The organism is Streptomyces sp. NPDC015131, assembly GCF_043079975.1.
Taxonomy (GTDB): domain Bacteria; phylum Actinomycetota; class Actinomycetes; order Streptomycetales; family Streptomycetaceae; genus Streptomyces.
In genome coordinates, this window is sequence record NZ_JBIBVB010000004.1 from 84,393 (window position 1) to 100,071 (window position 15,679).

9 protein-coding genes are annotated in these 15,679 nt (G+C 76.3%); 6 read left to right on the forward strand and 3 right to left on the reverse strand.

Translation table 11 applies throughout. The features are described from left to right. The first annotated feature begins 132 nt into the window (after window positions 1-132). Genes ACF08D_RS16350 through ACF08D_RS16365 form a run of 4 tightly spaced genes read left to right on the forward strand, consistent with a single transcriptional unit; the run spans window position 133 to window position 10,504 of the window. Window positions 133-3,447: an amino acid adenylation domain-containing protein gene (locus ACF08D_RS16350; RefSeq protein WP_392223287.1), complete on the forward strand. Its 3,315-nt coding sequence runs from the start codon at window positions 133-135 to the stop codon at window positions 3,445-3,447. Next, window positions 3,444-5,396: a non-ribosomal peptide synthetase gene (locus tag ACF08D_RS16355; protein ID WP_392223288.1), complete on the forward strand. Its 1,953-nt coding sequence runs from the start codon at window positions 3,444-3,446 to the stop codon at window positions 5,394-5,396. Before ACF08D_RS16350 ends, ACF08D_RS16355 begins: the two co-directional genes overlap by 4 nt. A 1-nt stretch (window position 5,397) precedes the next feature. After that, a complete protein-coding gene (locus tag ACF08D_RS16360; RefSeq protein ID WP_392223289.1) occupies window positions 5,398-7,488 on the forward strand; it encodes an amino acid adenylation domain-containing protein in 2,091 nt (696 codons plus the stop codon). Then, a complete protein-coding gene (locus ACF08D_RS16365) occupies window positions 7,478-10,504 on the forward strand; it encodes a condensation domain-containing protein (RefSeq protein WP_392223290.1) in 3,027 nt (1,008 codons plus the stop codon). Before ACF08D_RS16360 ends, ACF08D_RS16365 begins: the two co-directional genes overlap by 11 nt. Window positions 10,505-10,660: 156 nt before the next feature. On the opposite strand, the gene ACF08D_RS16370 is transcribed toward ACF08D_RS16365, so the two are convergent. Continuing rightward, entirely contained in the window at window positions 10,661-12,031 is a 1,371-nt protein-coding gene (locus ACF08D_RS16370; RefSeq protein WP_392223291.1) for a serine hydrolase domain-containing protein, read from the reverse strand. Window positions 12,032-12,311: 280 nt separating this feature from the next. Between ACF08D_RS16370 and ACF08D_RS16375 the strand changes: the two genes are divergently transcribed. After that, entirely contained in the window at window positions 12,312-12,821 is a 510-nt protein-coding gene (locus tag ACF08D_RS16375; RefSeq protein WP_392223292.1) for a cupin domain-containing protein, read from the forward strand. Here ACF08D_RS16375 and ACF08D_RS16380 read toward each other — a convergent pair. After that, the gene (locus ACF08D_RS16380) at window positions 12,776-14,272 is read right to left on the reverse strand and encodes a PLP-dependent aminotransferase family protein (protein WP_392223293.1); all 1,497 of its coding nucleotides are present in this window, start codon (window positions 14,270-14,272) and stop codon (window positions 12,776-12,778) included. The two genes, ACF08D_RS16375 and ACF08D_RS16380, sit on opposite strands and share 46 nt — an antisense overlap. A 209-nt stretch (window positions 14,273-14,481) precedes the next feature. On the opposite strand from ACF08D_RS16380, the gene ACF08D_RS16385 reads away from it, so the two are divergent. Further along, window positions 14,482-14,916, forward strand: coding sequence for a nuclear transport factor 2 family protein (locus ACF08D_RS16385; protein ID WP_392223294.1), 435 nt, complete (start codon window positions 14,482-14,484; stop codon window positions 14,914-14,916). Here ACF08D_RS16385 and ACF08D_RS16390 read toward each other — a convergent pair. Continuing rightward, on the reverse strand, window positions 14,913-15,653 hold the full coding sequence (locus ACF08D_RS16390; protein WP_392223295.1) for a tyrosine-protein phosphatase: 741 nt from the start codon (window positions 15,651-15,653) through the stop codon (window positions 14,913-14,915). The two genes, ACF08D_RS16385 and ACF08D_RS16390, sit on opposite strands and share 4 nt — an antisense overlap. Between the last annotated feature and the right edge of the window lie 26 nt (window positions 15,654-15,679).

Here is a 15,679-nt window from a genome sequence, read left to right on the forward strand (position 1 = left end):
CACCCCGACCACCGGTACGGCGGGGCCCGTCCGCGCGACCCGCGGCCGGGTGCCCCCGTACGCCCTCCGGACCGGGCACGCACCACCGTGCCCGGCGACCGTCACATGACCCGACTAACCCAGGGATCGCTCATGCTTCCGCTCTCCTCCTCGCAGGAGATCGTCTGGCTGCACGAACAGGTGCAACCGGGCAGCCGTGCCTACAACTTCACCGCCGCGCTCGACCTTTGGGGGCCGCTCGACACCGACGCCCTGCGCCGCGGCCTCGCCGCCACGGTCGACCGGCACCCGGGGCTCCGCATGGAGCTGGTCGCCGTCCCCGGCGCCGTACCCGGCCAGCGGGTCGCCGAGGGCTGCGGGCTCCGGCTGCGCACCGTCGACCTGACCGGCGCCGCCGACCCGGAGGCGGAGTTCCGGGACCTGCTGCGCACCGAGGCGGAGACCCCGCTCGACACGTACGAGGCTCCGCTGCTGCGCTGGACGCTCGTACGGCTCGGGAACGAGCACCACCGGCTCGTGCACGTCGAGCACCACCTGATCCACGACGGACACTCGTTCGCGATCCTGCTCAAGGACGTGTTCGGCGTGTACCGGAGCCACGTCCTGGGTAAGCCGGCCGCGCTGCCGCCCGCGCCCTCGTACGCCGACCACGTCGCCGCGCAGGCCCGTGCGGCGAGCGCGGCGGACCGGCGCGCCGGACTGGACTTCTGGACCGCCGAACTGGACGGCCTGCCCTACGACCTGCCGCTCCCCGGCCTGGCCCGGCCCGGCACCCGGCGGCGCCACCACGGCGGCCAGATGCGGCAGACGATCGGCGCGGACCTCGCGGAGCGCCTGCGCGACCACGCGCGGGAGCGCGGCCTGACCCCGTTCGCCACCCTCCTGGGGCTCTTCGCCGAGCTGCTGCGCCGCCACAGCGGACGTGAGCGCCTGGTCGTCGGCACGGCGGTGGGCAACCGGCCGCTGGGGCACGAGGAGACGGCCGGGATGTTCGTCAACACCATCCCTCTCCCGCTGCGGCTGGACCCGGCGGCGCCGGCCGAGGAGACGATGGACGAGGTGACGGACGTCCTGATCCGCGCGCTGCCGCACCAGGACGTGCCCGTGCAGGAGCTGACGCGGGAGCTGGGCCTGCACACGTCGGGGGCGGACAACCCGCTGTTCGACGTGATGTTCAGCGCCCACGACGCGGAGCTGCCGGAGATCGACGTGCCCGGCCTGGACGTCACCCTGTTCGAGGGGTTCAACACCGGGACGACCCGCTTCGACCTGGACGTGGTGCTGCTGCCCGACGACCGGCGCGGGGTCGGGCTCCGGCACGGCGCGGCCGGGATGATCCTGGTCTGGGACTACGACGCCGACATGTTCGGCGAGGACGTGGTGGAGCTGATCGCCGGCCGGTTCCTGGACCTGCTGCGCGCCTACCTCGACGCCCCCGCCACCGCCCTCGCCGACCTGGCCCCGGCGATCCCGGCCCAGGCGGCCGCGGTTCCGGACCCGGCGGCCCCGGCCCCGGCGGTGTCGGCCCGCGCGGTCGCGGCTTCCGCCGCGAAGGCCCAGGTGCCCGTCCCCGATCCGCTCGACCCTCTCGGCGCACACGACCCGTCCCTGCCCGCCGTGCTGGTGGGTGCCCGGCGCCTCACCTACGGGGAGCTGGACGCCCGGGTGGCCGCGCTCGCCGACCGCCTGCGGGCCGCCGGGGTCACCGCCGGCCGGCCGGTGGCGGCCGTCCTGCCGCGCGGGGTGGACGCGGTGGTGACGCTGCTCGCCTGCCTGCGGACCGGTGCCGTGCACTGCCCGCTCTCGCCGTCCGACCCGCCCGCCCGGCTGGACCTGCTGCTGCGCAGGCTGGCCCCGGCGCTGGTGCTCACCTCGGACACCCACCCGGTGGCGGTCCCGGACGGTCTGCCCACCGCCACGGTCGACGCGCCGGAGCTGCCGCGGGCGCACGCCGCCGAGACCGTGCCGGGCGACCCGGCGTACATCATCCACACCTCCGGGTCGACCGGGATCCCCAAGCCGGTGGCCGTCGGCCGGGCGGCGCTGGTCAACCATCTGCTCGGGGTGAGCGAGCGGTTCGGGCTGCGCCACGGCGACCGCGTCCTGCTCTTCGCGCAGCCGTCGTTCGACGTGGCCCTGGAGGAGGTGCTGCCGTCCCTGTACGCCGGTGCCTGCCTCGTCGTCCCGGAGCGCGAGGTCCCCACCGGCACCGAGCTGGCGGAGCTGCTGGCCTGCGCCCGGGTGACCGTGGCGAACCTCCCGACCAGCTACTTCCTCGCCGTACGGGAGGAGTTGCGGCCCGCCCTGCGGGACGGCGGCTGGGCCCCGCGGCTGCTCGTGCTCGGTGGTGAGCGCCTCCCGGCCGACGTGCTGCGCGCGTTCCTCGCGGACACCGACGCCGAGGTGCTCAACGCGTACGGCGTCACCGAGGCGGCCGTCACGACCACCGTCCATCGGGTCGCCCGCGAGGCGCCGGCGGAAGGGGCGGAAGGGGCGGAGATCCCGCTGGGCACCGAGCTGCCCGGCGAGCGGGTCCACGTCCTCGACGCGTACCACCGGCCGCTGCCGGACGGCGCGGTGGGCGAGCTGGCGATCGCCGGTGCCGGGCTCGCCGAGGGCTACGTGGGCAACCCGGAGGCGACAGCCGCCCGGTTCGTCCGGCCCGAGGCGCTCGGTGGCGAACGGGTGTACTTGACGGGCGACATGGGCTACCGGGGCCTGGACGGGCTGCTGTACTTCCTCGGCCGCCGCGACAACCAGGTCAAGCTGCGGGGCTACCGCATCGAGCTGGAGGAGATCGAGGCGGCCGCCTCGGCGGCGCTCGGGGGGCGGTCCTGCGCGGTCGTCCTGGACCGCGAGGCCGCGGGCGGGCCCCGGCTGGTCGGCTTCCTGGAGGGCCCGGACGCCCCGGGCGCGTGGGACGAGCGGGCGCTGCACGCCGAGCTGGTCCGGCGGCTGCCCGCCGCGCTCGTCCCGGGCCGCTGGGTGCGCCTCGACACGATGCCCACCGTCGCGGGCGGCAAGCCGGACCGTACGGCGCTGGCGCGTACGGCCGCGGACCTGGCACCCGCGGCCGGGGCGGAACCCAACGGCCCGGACACCCCCGGCACCGGCGCGGAGGTCCGGGCCGACGCCGTGGCGATACCCGACGACCCCATGGCGGAGCTGCTCGCCGACGGCTGGCGCGACGTCCTGGGTCACGACCGCTTCGACGGGGGCACCGACTTCTTCCGGGCCGGCGGCCACTCGCTGCTCGCCGCGCAGCTGGCGGCCTGGCTGGAACCGCGCCTCGGCCGGCGGCCCCCGATGCGGCTGCTGTTCCGCCACCCGGTGCTCGGCGACCAGGCCCGCGCCCTCGCCGGTCTCACCGCCACCTCTGCCCCTGCCCCTGCCCCTGCCTCGACTCTTTCCACCGCCTCTCACGCCACTTCGACGGAGACCCGATGACCCAGCCGACCTCCCTTCTCCGCACCGGGAGCCTGCCTCCGGCCTCGTCCGCCGGTGTGCTGCCGAGCGTCGCCCATGGCGTCGTGCCGGACGCCGGGGCGGCGACGACCGGGGTGCTCGCCCTGTTCGACGACTGGGTACGCCGTACCCCGCACGCCCCGGCCGTGGCCGACGGCGACCGCACCTGGACGTACCAGGAGCTGGACGCCGCCGCCGGCCGGGTCGCCGCCGGTCTGCGCGACCGGGTGGGCGCGGGCGACCTGGTGGGCGTCTGCCTGGACCGTTCGGCGGCGCTCGTGGTGACGGCGGTGGCTCTCGCCCGGATCGGCGCGGTGTACCTGCCGCTGGGGCCGCGCCCCGGTGCGCGCCGTGTCGAGGCCGTCACCGAGGACCTGGACGTCGCCTGCCTGATCGGTGACCCCGCGCTGCTGCCGCCCCGGCACCGGGAGGCCGAGCACCTCGCGCTGCCGCTGCCCGACCGGGGCGTCAACGCGTCCGGCCCGGTGGTGGCGGCCTTCGCCACCGCGCGGCCCGGGGCGCTCCGGGCACCCGGCGGGGCGTTCTACGCCGTGCTGACGTCCGGCTCCACCGGCCGGCCCAAGGCGCTCGCGGTGGCCGAACCGGCTCTCGCCGCCCTGCTGGACTGGTACCGCGCCGAAACCGGACTCGCGCCCGGCGACCGGCAGTCGCTGCTCATCGGGGTCGCCTTCGACCCCCACCTGATGGAGCTGTGGGCGGGGCTGACCTCCGGGGCGGCCCTCGTCCCGGCGCCCGACGACGTCCGCTGGGACACCGGGGTGCTGACGTCCTGGTGGCGCGACGCGGCGATATCGGTGACCGTCGCCGCCACTCCCCTGGTCGAGCCGCTGCTGGAGCAGCCGTGGCCCCAGGACCTGACGTTGCGTCACCTCATTGTCGGTGGCGACCGGATGCGCCGCCGCCCGGGACCGGACGTGACCGCGGCCGTCCACAACGCGTACGGCCCCGCCGAGGCCACCGTCGTCACCACCACCCACGTCATGCGCGCGTCGGACACCGACGCGGACAGCGTGGACGCGCCTCCGATCGGCCTGCCGCGACCGGGTGTGACCGTCGTCGTCACCGGCGCCGACGGCCTGCCGGTGAACCGGGGCGAGGAGGGCGAACTGCGGATCGGCGGGGCCGCCCTGGCGCTGGGCTACCTGGATCCGGAGCTGACCGCCCGCCGCTTCACGGCCCCGGCGCCCGGGCTCGGACTGCCGGGCGTGGACCGCCTGTACCGCACGGGCGACCGGGTGCGCATGCGGCCGGACGGGGTGTTGGAGTTCCTCGGCCGCCTGGACGACCAGGTGAAGATCAGCGGCGTCCGGATCGAGCCCGCCGAGGTCGAGGCCGCGCTGGAGCAGGACCCGGCGGTCGTCCGGGCGGTCGTCACCGCGCAGCGCGCGGCCGGCGGCCCCGCGCGCCTGGTCGCCCACATCCGGCTCGCGCAGGGTGCCACCGCCTCCGCCGACGCGCTTCTGGCGGCGGTACGGGACTGGCTCCCCGAGCAGGCGGTCCCCTCCGCCGTACGGTTCACCGACGCCTTCCCGCTGGACGCCAACGGCAAGGTGGACCGGGCGGAGCTGACGCGCCTGGCGGACGAGGCCGACGGGGCAGGCGGGGCCTGCGGGGCGGACGACGCCACGGACGGCGACGGTGCCGCGACGGCGGCCCCCTCCTCGTACGGTGAGCGGCTCGTCCTCGGCACCGTGCGCGAGCTGCTGGCCCGGCCCGGGACCACGCTCGCCGACAACTTCACCCGCGCGGGCGGCACGTCGATCGTCGCCGCGCGTCTGCTGGCGGCGATCCAGCGCGAGAGCGGGGTACGCCTGCGGGCGCCGGAGCTGCTGCGCCAGCCCGACCTGCGGGCGATCGCGGCGCTGGTCGACAGCCGCCGCACGGCCGGGACGCGAGAGACGGGAGCCTGAGATGACGACGCTCACCGCACACATCGACACCGCCACCACAACCACAACCACAACCACAACCACAACCACGGCGACGGGTGGCCGGGACGCTCTCGCCGACCCGCACCCCGGGCACGCGGCGGGACTGCCGGCCCTGGTGGCCTGGCACGCCCGGCGTACTCCCGACGCGCTCGCCGTGGCCGACGGGGACACCACGCTGACCTACGCCCGGCTGGTCTCCTGGTCCCGGGCCCTCGCCGCGCACCTGCGGGACCACGGTGTCCGGCCGGGCGACCGGGTGGCGCTGCTGATGCCGCGCTCGGCCCGGACCGTCGTCGCCCAGCTCGCCCTCTGGTGGGCGGGCGCCACCTGCGTACCGCTCGATCCGGCACATCCGCGTCCGCGTTCCGAGGCGATGGCGGCCGACGCGGAGGTGACCCTCACCGTCGGGGACGGCAAGCTGCTGGAGTCGGCGGGGCTCTCCGGCCCCTGGCTGGCCCTGCCGGCCGAGGAGCCCCTGTCGCCCTCCTCGCCGATGTCCATGCCGGCGTCGATGGCGGAGTCGAGGTCGGAGTCGGAGTCGGCGTCCACCGCGAACCCGGCCGAACTGGGCCCGGACGGGACGGCGTTCATCATGTTCACCTCGGGCTCCACGGGCCGCCCGAAGGGAGTGTGCGTACCGCACCGGGCGGTCGCGGAGCTGCTGGCCACCCCGGACTATGTGACCCTCTCGCCCCGCGACCGGGTGCTGTTCCACTCACCGATGACCTTCGACGCGTCGACGTTCGAGTTGTGGGTGGCCCTGGCGAACGGTGCCGCCGTGGTGGTGTGCACCGCCGAGCGGCCCACGTTCGAGGACCTGGCCCGGCAGGTGGAACGGCACGGCGCGACCGTCGCCTTCTTCACCACCGCCCTCTTCCACCAGCTGGCCGCGCGCCGTTCGCGGGTCTTCTCGCTGCTGCGCACGGTGGTGGTGGGCGGGGAGGCGCTGTCGGCGCAGCACGCCCGGCGGGTCCTGCGCGCGTTCCCCTGGCTGGAGCTGGTCAACGGGTACGGGCCCACGGAGACGACCACGTTCGCGACCGCCCACCGGGTCACCGCCGCCGACTGCGAGGGGCCGGTGCCGATCGGCCGCCCCGTCGCGGGTGCCACCGTCCATGTGCTGGACGAGGACGGGCGGCCCGTCCCGGACGGCGGGCGCGGTGAGTTGTGGATCGGCGGCAGCCGGCTGGCGCTCGGGTACGCGGGCCTGCCCGCGATGACCGCCGAGCGTTTTGTGGACCATCCGGAGCTGGGCCGCCTGTACCGCACCGGCGACCTGGTCTCCACGCGCCCGGACGGCGTCCTGGACTTCCACGGCAGGACCGACGACCAGGTGAAGGTACGCGGCTTCCGCATCGAGCCGGGGGAGGTGGAGCACGCCCTGCGCCACGAGCCCGACGTGGACGATGCGGCCGTGACCGTGCACCGCCCGGCCGCCGAGGCCCTCCCCGGCAACGGCAACGGCAACGACAACGACACCGGCGCGGAGGCGCAGGAGGCGGACGGGGCGGACGCGGTGGACGGGGTGGACGCGGTGGACGGGGCGGACGCCGTGGCCGCCGTCACCGACGCGCGGCTGGTCGCCTTCGTCGTGGCGACCCCCGGGCCCGTGCCCCGGCCGGACGTCCTCCGCGACCGGCTGGCCGCGCGCCTTCCCGCGCATCTCGTCCCGGACGAGGTGACGGTCGTCGAGCACCTGCCGCTGACCCCGTCGGGGAAGGTCGACCGGCGCGCGCTCGCCGACCTGGCGACGGCCGGCGCGGGGCCCGGCGACGGTTCACCGGCCGCGCCGCTGAGCCCCGTCGAGCAGGCCGTGGCCGACGTGTGGAGCCGGGCGCTGGGCCGCGAGGTCACCCGGCCGGACGCCGACTTCCTGGCGCTGGGCGGGCATTCGCTGCTCGCCCTGGTCGTCACCGACGACCTGCGCGAGGAGCTGGGGGTCGAGATGGCGCTCGCCGACTTCTTCACCGCGCCCACGGTGGCCGGTCAGGCCGCCCTGGTGGAACGGGCCCTGCTGGAGGCCCACAGCGACCTGCGCCCGAGCGTCCAGGAGGACCGCGATGAGCACTGACCCCACGACCGCCGGCCCGACGGCCCCGGACGCCCTCGCCCTCCAGGAGCGGCTGCTGCGCCGGGCGCGCGAGCGGGCGGCGGGCCGGGGCACCGGGGCGGTCCCGCCGAAGGCCGACGACGGCTCGGTCCCGCAGGAACCCGGCCGGGGCGTCGGCGCGGTCCCGCAAGAGGGCGTCCGGGACGCCGGTGCGGAGAACGTCGCGCCGTTGTCGCACGCCCAGCGCCGGATGTGGCTCATGGACCGGCTCGGCCACGAACACGCCTCGTACAGCGTGCCGTTCGCGACCAGGCTGCACGGCCCGCTGGACGTGTCCGCGCTGGGCACCGCGCTGGCCGGGCTCGTCCGGCGGCACGCGATCCTGCGCACCCGCTACGGGCAGCGGGACGGGGAGCCCTTCCAGGAGGTCCTGGCGGAGCCCCCCGCGATCGCCGTGCGGGTCGTGGAGGCCACCCCGGACCGGGCTCCCGGCCTGCTGGTGGAGGAGGCGCGCCGGCCGTTCGACCTGGCGGCGGGCCCGGTGCCCCGGCTGCTGGTGCTGCGCCACGGCGACGAGGACCACACCGTGTTGCTGACGTTCCATCACATCGCGATCGACGGGCCGTCGCTGGAGCTGGTCGCCCGCGAGCTGGGGCATCTGTACGCGGCCGCCCTCGGTGGCTGTGGGCCCGAACTGCCCGCCGTATCGCTGCAGTACGCCGACTACGCCCGGCGCGAGCAGGAGGCGGCGTCCCGGCTGGAGGAGGGCCTGCGCCGCTGCACCGCCCGCCTGGCGGACGCCGTGCCGCTCGCCCTTCCCCGCCCGGTGGGGCCGTCCGGCGCGGCCGGCACCCGCCCGGCGGCCGTCCGGACGCTGCCGCTCGACCCGGGCGTGCCGGACGCCCTGCGGAGGCTGGGCGCCACGCACCGGGCCACGCTGTTCACGGTCGCCCTCGCGGGGGCGTTCGCGGCGCTGCACCGCTTCACCGGCGAGGACGACCTGCTGATCGGGGTCGCCGGTACGCACCGCAGGGGCTCGGAGATGCGGGGGCTGGTCGGGCTGTGCGTCAACACCCTGCCGGTGCGGGTGGACGCGTCCGGGGACCCGGAGTTCACGGTGCTCGTGGAGCGGGTGCGGGACGCGCTGCTGGAGGCGCAGCGCCACCACGACGTCCCGTTCGACCTCGTCGTGGAGCGCCTCGGTGCCGCCGCGCGGGACTCGGGCGGGACGGCGCTGGTGCGGGTGACCGCCGATGTGATGGCGGAGCCCACGGTGCTGCGGCTGCCCGGGACCGAGGGCGTGTACGTGGACGTCCCGGTCGGCGAGGCCAAGTTCGACCTGTCGTTCGGCCTGGCCGACACCGCCGACCCCGCCGCGCTGGTCCAGTACCAGCGGGCCGCGCTGGACGAGCAGGCCGCCGCGGCGCTCGCCGGGGGCTATGCCGCGCTGCTCGCGGCGGTCACCGGTGACCCGGGGCTGCGGCTGTCCCAACTGCCGGTGCCCGCCGCTCCGCCGGGTGCCGGGGGCACGGACGCGCACCCCGCCGAGGAGGTGCTGCGGGCGCACCCGGGGGTGGCCGACGCCGCCGTGGTCCGGCCCGAGGGCGGACCGCTGCTCGCGTACGCGGTGCCACGCCGTATCGGTGGCCCTTCGCGCGCCGAACTGCTCGGGCACCTGCGGGCGTCGCTGCCGGCCGGGCTGGTGCCGGTGACCGTGACGCCGTTGGATGCCCTGCCCCGTACGGCCGAGGGGGCGTGCGACACGTCCCGGTTGCCGGGGCTGCCGTCGGCCCCCGCCCTCGGGGGTCCGCACGCCGGGGCGGTGACCGAGGCGTTCGCCGCGGTGCTGGGGTGCCCGGCGCCGGGGCCCGACGACGACTTCTTCGTCCTGGGCGGCCACTCGCTGTCGGCGGTACGGCTCGCGGAGCGGCTGCGCGGGGCGCTGCGGCTGCCGGTGACCGGCCTGGACGTGCTCCAGGCCCGGACGCCCCGGGCGGTCGTCGCCCTGCTGGACGGGCGGGCGCGGGAGCGTGCCGCCGCCACCGCGACCTCGCCCGCGACGGGCGGTCGTCCGGCCGCGCGGGGCACGGGCGGTCGGGGCTCCCGCGAGGGGACGGTCCTGGTCACCGGGGGCACCGGCGGCGTCGGGGCGTTCGTCCTGCGTGAGCTGGCCGCCCGGGGACGTCCCGTACTGGCCCTCGCCCGGCCGGAGTCGGCACATTTGGTGGCCGGTGAGGGGGTGGAGGTCGTCGAGGGCGACCTCGCCGACCTGGACGGCCTGCGCGCGGCGGTGGGCCGCGCGGACGCGGTGATCCACGCGGCGTGCACCTTCACCCGTCCCGAGGTGGACGTGGCGGCGATGGAGGCGATGACCGGTGCGTGGCGCCGCGGTCCGTTCGTGTTCGTCAGCAGTGTCGACGCGTACGGGCACCCCGACGAGGACGTGGTCGAGGAGGAGTCGCCGTCGGCTGCGCCGCTGAGCCCGTACGGCAGGGCGAAGCTGGACTGCGAGCGGCTGCTGCTGGACGCGGCGGGCACCGGGGGGCGGGGCGGCGCGAGCGCGGTGCGGTCGCCGCTGGTGTGGGGCGCCCACGACCGGCTGCGCGATCAGCTCCGCTGGGGCGCCACCGGGGTGCTCTACCAGGCCGTACGGGACGGCCGACCGGTGCTCCTGCCCAGGCCGGGCACCCGTGGCCGCCCCTGGTACGGCGCGCCCTGGGTGCACGCGGCGGCGCTGGCCCGGGCGGTCACCGCGTGCCTGGACGCGCCGGTGCACGGGGTGGCCAACGCGGTGAGCGGCCATGTCTCCTGGCACGACCTGGCGGTACGGCTGACGGACCTGCTGCATCCCGGTGACGGGGTCGGGGACGGCGCCGGCCGGGCCGGTGCGGCGATCGGTGAGACGGACGAGGTCCACCCCGACCTCGATCACCACTGGCACTACCGCGCGGACCGTCTCGCCCCCGCGCTCCGTGAGCGGCCGGGCGAGGACTGGCGCACCGTGCTCGGGGAGATGGTGGCCCCGCACGCCTTCTGACCGTGCACGCCTCCTGACCGTGCGGGCCGGCGCCCTCCGGCCTCCGTCCCCCGTCCGGCCTTCAGCCCCTTCCGTCCCTCCGCCCCTTCTGGCCGTCCGCCCCTTCCGGGACATTCGTCCCGGGAGGGGCCGGCGGCTCGGAGGGGCGGCGGTGCGTCAGCGTCGGGGGCTCTCGGGTGCGGCGAACGGCAGCCGCATGCCCCCGGCCGTGCGCCGGTCCTTCGCGGAGGCGGATCCGGGCGTGCCGCCGAGGGCGAGCGTCATGTGCCGCAGCGTGGCCGCGTCGATGGCGTGCGGCTGGAGCACGCCCTCGTCGTCGAAGCGCTGATACTTCATCAGGTTGTACCCGATGGCGGACTGGCGGCGCCCGTCCTCGGTGGACAGCACCCAGGTGCCCGCGCCGAAGACCCCGCCGTCGTGACCCCAGTACCACTGCCCGTCGGGCATCCGCAGCGTGTAGATCCCGAGGCCGTACCGCATGACGGCCTCCTCGCCGGGCGCCGGCTCCTGGACCGGGACGGTGGTCTTCATGGCGCGCAGCCCTGCCGGGCCGAGGAGCTTTCCGGTGAGCAACTGCCGGTAGAGGAGGGTGAGATCGTCGACGGTGGAGACCAGAGACCCGGCCGTGCCGCACCAGGACATGTCGTAGACGCTGTAGTCACGGGCGGGTTCGATCAGTCCGTGCATGGACTCGTACATCCGGGAGTGCGGCCCGGTCAGCCACGGGGTCCGGGGGAAGTAGGTGTGCCGCAGCCCGGCCTTGCGGATGACATGGCGGGTGATGTACGCCTCGGGCGCCTCTCCAGTGACCTCGCGCAGCAGCAGCCCGGCTATGACGTAGTTGGTGTTGGAGTAGGCGTACGTTCCCCGTGGGGCGGCTGCGGGCGCGGCGAGGCCGAGGCGTACGAGTTCCTTCTGGTCGAAGCGGTGGAAGCGGCGGGCGTCCAGGGCCTTGCGGGCGTCCTGCTCCAGGCCGGGGAAGGCGGCGAGGACGTGGTCGCCGAGCCCGCTGGTGTGGTTGAGCAGCATGCGCACGGTGATCGCCCGGCCGCGCTCGCCGGGGACGAGGTCCGGCAGGTAGTCGCCGATCGGGGCGTCGAGGTCGATGCGTCCGGCGGCCACCTGCTGGAGCACCGCGACCGCGGTGAACGTCTTGGTGACGCTGCCCGCCCGGTGCTCGAAGCCGGGCCGTACGGGGCGGCCGGTGGTGAGGTCGGCGACTCCGGCGGCTCCGCGCCAGTGGGCCGCGCCGTCACGGACGGCCGCGTAGGTGCCGTACATGCCCGCGTCGTGGACGGCCCGGAGGGAGGCGTCCAGGGCCTTGCGGTCCAGCCGGTGGGCTCCTTGGTCCGCGCCGGGGCCGAACGGCGTTGCCGTGTGCGCGGGTTGGGCGGTGACGGGAGTGGGGGCGGCGTGGGCCGGGAGCGCGGCGGCGGTGAGGGAGAGCAGGACCGCGCTCGATGTGACGGCGGCGAGGCGGAGCCGGCGGCGGTGCGGGGTGTGGGCGGGTCGTCGGGTCTGTTCCATGGGCCCTTCTTCCTGCGCGGGTGAGGGGGCACGGGTCTGCGCATCCCCCCAACCATCCTCACCGGTGGGGTCCTTCGCCTCCTCCTCCCTGGGGTGGATCGTCCTCATGGAAACCGGTGACGTTTGTCAGGTGAGGTGTCCGGCCGCAGGAATTGACCCATACATGTGGCCCTTCATTGCACCTCTCGATGGGTCTCTGCCCGCCGTAGATTCGGTGGTGTCAGCAGATACGGCGCAGAGGACCGGCGCGGAGCCGGTCGTCCGGACACCAGGAGCATCCATGACCACCACCACCGCGGCCCACCGGCCGGCCGAACCCCTCCTCGTACGCGCCGGGAAGGCGGAGACGCTCCAGGACGGGCCCACGAGCCTGATCACGCTGCTCGCCGACGCGCAGGCGACCGGCGGAGCGCTCACCGCCAACAGGGCGACGTTCCAGGAGGGTTCGCCGGGCGCTCCCGCGCACTTCCACACCGGCGCGACCGAGATGTTCCACGTCCTCGACGGCGCCCTGCGTGTCCTGGTGGGCGACGAGATCCTGACCCTGGGCCGGGGGGACTTCCTGACGGTGCCGCCGGGTGTCCCGCACGCCTTCGCCCCGGCGCCCGGCGGCGGGGCGGAGGTGCTGGTGGTCTTCACCCCCGGTCTGGACCGCTTCGACTACTACCGCCTGCTGGAGCGCGTCCACCGCGGGGAGGCCACGGTGCAGGGCATCCGCGACAGTTCGCGGCGCTTCGACAACCACTACGTCGACAGCCCGGTGTGGTCGAGGGCCCTGGCCGGCGGGTGACCCGGCCGTCCGCCCTCCGGGCCGGGCAGTGCCCGGCACAGGGCGTCGAGCGCGGCGCGGTAGCGGTGTTCCGGGGGCGTGGCGTGGCCCACGACCAGCCCGTCCCGGTGGGGTTGGCGGCTGTCGGGGTGGCGGAAGTCGGCGAGGCCGTCGAGGGCCAGGCCCAGCCGGCGGGCGGCGTCGACGGTGGCGGTCTCGGTGCCCGGGGGCAGCCGCAGCACGGCGTGCAGCCCGGCGGCGATGCCGGTGACCTCGATGTGCGGGGCGTGGGCCGCCAGCGCCGTGACGAGCCGGTCGCGGCGGGCGCGGTAGCGCTGCCGCATGCGGCGGACGTGCCGGTCGTACTGTCCGGAGGTGAGGAAGTCCGCGAGCGCCAGCTGGTCGGTGACGCCGGTCCAGGCTTCACGCAGGCCCTTGGCGGCGAGGACGCCGTCGACCAGGCGCTCGGGCAGGACCATCCAGCCGAGCCGGACGGCCGGGGAGAGGCTCTTGCTGACCGAGCCGAGGAGGACGACGTGGTCGGGGTCGAGGCCCTGGACGGCTCCCACCGGTTCCCGGTCGTAGCGGAACTCGCCGTCGTAGTCGTCCTCCAGCACCACTCCGCCCCGGGCCCGGGCCCAGTCGACGGCGGCGGCCCGGCGGGGCGCGTGCAGCGGTCCCCCGGTGGGGAACTGGTGGGCGGGGGTGAGCAGCACGGCCCGCGCTCCGCGCCGCCCCGATGTCTCGGGGCGCGTGGCCAGGAGGTCGGTGCGGGCGCCGTGCTCGTCGAGTTCCAGCGGGAGGGTGCGTACGCCGGCGTCGGTGAGGATGCCCCGGTGGAAGGGGAGGCCGTACGCCTCGACGGCCAGCGGCCCGGTCAGCACCCCGCCGCCGAACAGCAGCCGCAGCCCGTGCGCGACACCGGCGCAGACCACGATCTGCTCGGGCGACGCGCACACTCCGCGCGCCCGGGCGAGGTACCCGGCGAGCGCCTGCCGCAGTTCGGGGCGGCCCCGGGGGTCCGGCGGGCCGAACGCGTCGTGCGGCGCCGCGCTCAGGGCACGGCGTACGGACGCGGTCCACGCGGCGCGGGGGAAGGACGTGGCGTCGGGCTGCCCCTGGCGGAGGTCGTGGGCGGGCCGGCCGGGACGCGACGGTCCGGCCTTCTTCGGTACGCGCGGCGCCTTGGCGGCGGCCCGTTCGGCGACGCGGGTGCCTGATCCCTGCCGTGCGGTGAGCCACCCCTCGGCGACCAGCTCCGCGTAGGCGTCCGCCACGGTGTTGCGGGCCACGCCGAGGTCGGCGGCGAGCGAGCGGTACGGCGGCAGCCGGGTGCCCGGCGCGAGCCGCCCCGTGCGCACCGCCTCGCGCAGCGCGGACGCGACGGCGGCCCTGCGCGGCCCGGTGGGCGGCAGCGCGAGGTGCAGGTCGGCGCCTGCCTCCCCCGCGGAATCGGTCCGCGTTCGCGGCACGGAACAGCCCCCTTCGGTCGGTCTCTCCGGCCCCACACTAGGCCGGTGCGCCCGCGCGGCGACGGGCGAGGCCGGGCCCCGGCACGCGCGCATGACGTCGGGGGTAATCGACGGCCGTGCGGTCCTCCCGGCAGGATCACCGGTGTGGGGCGGTACGCCCCGCACGCAACGCCGACCACGCCGACCACGCCGACCCCGAGGAGAGCGCGATGTCCACGACGATCACCACCGGCGGTTCCGCCGCCGAGGCCACCCGGGCCGTCGTGGAGGCGTTCCTCGCCGCCCGGCTCGCCGGGGACACCGCCCGGCTGGTCGCGCTCTTCGCGGACGAGGTCGACTGGAAGCTGGCCGACAACCCGGGCGTACCGTGGATCCGCCCGCGTACCACCGCGGCCGAATGCGCGGCGCAGTTCACGGAGTTGATGGAGCACACCGTCCCCGCGGACGCCCACGCCTCCGTCGACGCGTTCCTGGTGGACGGCCCCGACGCCGTCCTGACGGGCCAGGTGTCGGGCCGGGTCCGCGCGACGGGCAAGACCTTCGCCGGCCCGTTCGCCCTGCGGCTCACCGTCGAGAGCGGCCGGATCACGCGGCACCACCTGTACGAGGACAGCCGGTCGATCGCCGAGGCCTGCATGCCCTAGCAGGGTGGGGCGTCAGAGGGTGGCGCCAGGCGTTTTCGCAGGGCCGCCACGCCCTCGCCGGACAGGCCCGCCGCCCGGAGGCGTGCCTCCACGTCCAGTCCGGCGAGCGCGTCCAGCACCGCCGAGCGGACCGTCGCGCCCCGGCGGGCGAGCGCCGCCCGTACGTCGGCGGCGTCGTCGGGCCGGCCCAGCGCGGCGAAGACGTACGGGACGCGCTCGCCGCTGAGGTCGCAGTCCTCCGCGATGCCCTCGGCGGTGGCGCCCGCGAGGGCGAGGAGGAGCAGGGCGACCAGGCCCGTCCGGTCGCGGCCCAGGCCGCAGTGGACGGCGACTCCGCCGGGGCGGGCGCGGGCGACCGCGTCGGCGGCGGCGGCGCACCGTTCGGGTTTGCGGTCCAGGAACGGCCGGTAGTACAGCGGGGTACCGTCGAGGCCCTCGTCCCAGAGGTGGGTCCACAGCGCGGTGTCGGCCGTGTCGTCGATCGGTACGTGCACCGTGGTGACACCGTCCGGCCGCCGACCGCGGTCCGGCCCCCGTTCCTCGGGGTTGCGCAGGTCGACGACGGTGCGGATCCCGTACGCGTACAGGGCCCGCCACCCGTCCTCGGTCAGCCGGTCGAGGCTGTCGGCACGCACGACCGCGCCGCGCCGGGTCGCTCGCCCGTCCTCCGTCGGCACCCCTCCGAGGTCGCGGACGTTGAAGCAGCCGTCCCAGTCCAGATGACGGTCGCCGGTCATGGCTCGCCCCTCCGCCGGTGATCGCG

Coding starts and splice junctions, on each gene's coding strand:
- ACF08D_RS16350 (WP_392223287.1), top strand. CDS start 133: ATGCTTCCGCTCTCCTCCTCGCAGGAGATCGTCTGGCTGCACGAACAG.
- ACF08D_RS16355 (WP_392223288.1), top strand. CDS start 3,444: ATGACCCAGCCGACCTCCCTTCTCCGCACCGGGAGCCTGCCTCCGGCC.
- ACF08D_RS16360 (WP_392223289.1), top strand. CDS start 5,398: ATGACGACGCTCACCGCACACATCGACACCGCCACCACAACCACAACC.
- ACF08D_RS16365 (WP_392223290.1), top strand. CDS start 7,478: ATGAGCACTGACCCCACGACCGCCGGCCCGACGGCCCCGGACGCCCTC.
- ACF08D_RS16370 (WP_392223291.1), bottom strand. CDS start 12,031: ATGGAACAGACCCGACGACCCGCCCACACCCCGCACCGCCGCCGGCTC.
- ACF08D_RS16375 (WP_392223292.1), top strand. CDS start 12,312: ATGACCACCACCACCGCGGCCCACCGGCCGGCCGAACCCCTCCTCGTA.
- ACF08D_RS16385 (WP_392223294.1), top strand. CDS start 14,482: ATGTCCACGACGATCACCACCGGCGGTTCCGCCGCCGAGGCCACCCGG.
- ACF08D_RS16390 (WP_392223295.1), bottom strand. CDS start 15,653: ATGACCGGCGACCGTCATCTGGACTGGGACGGCTGCTTCAACGTCCGC.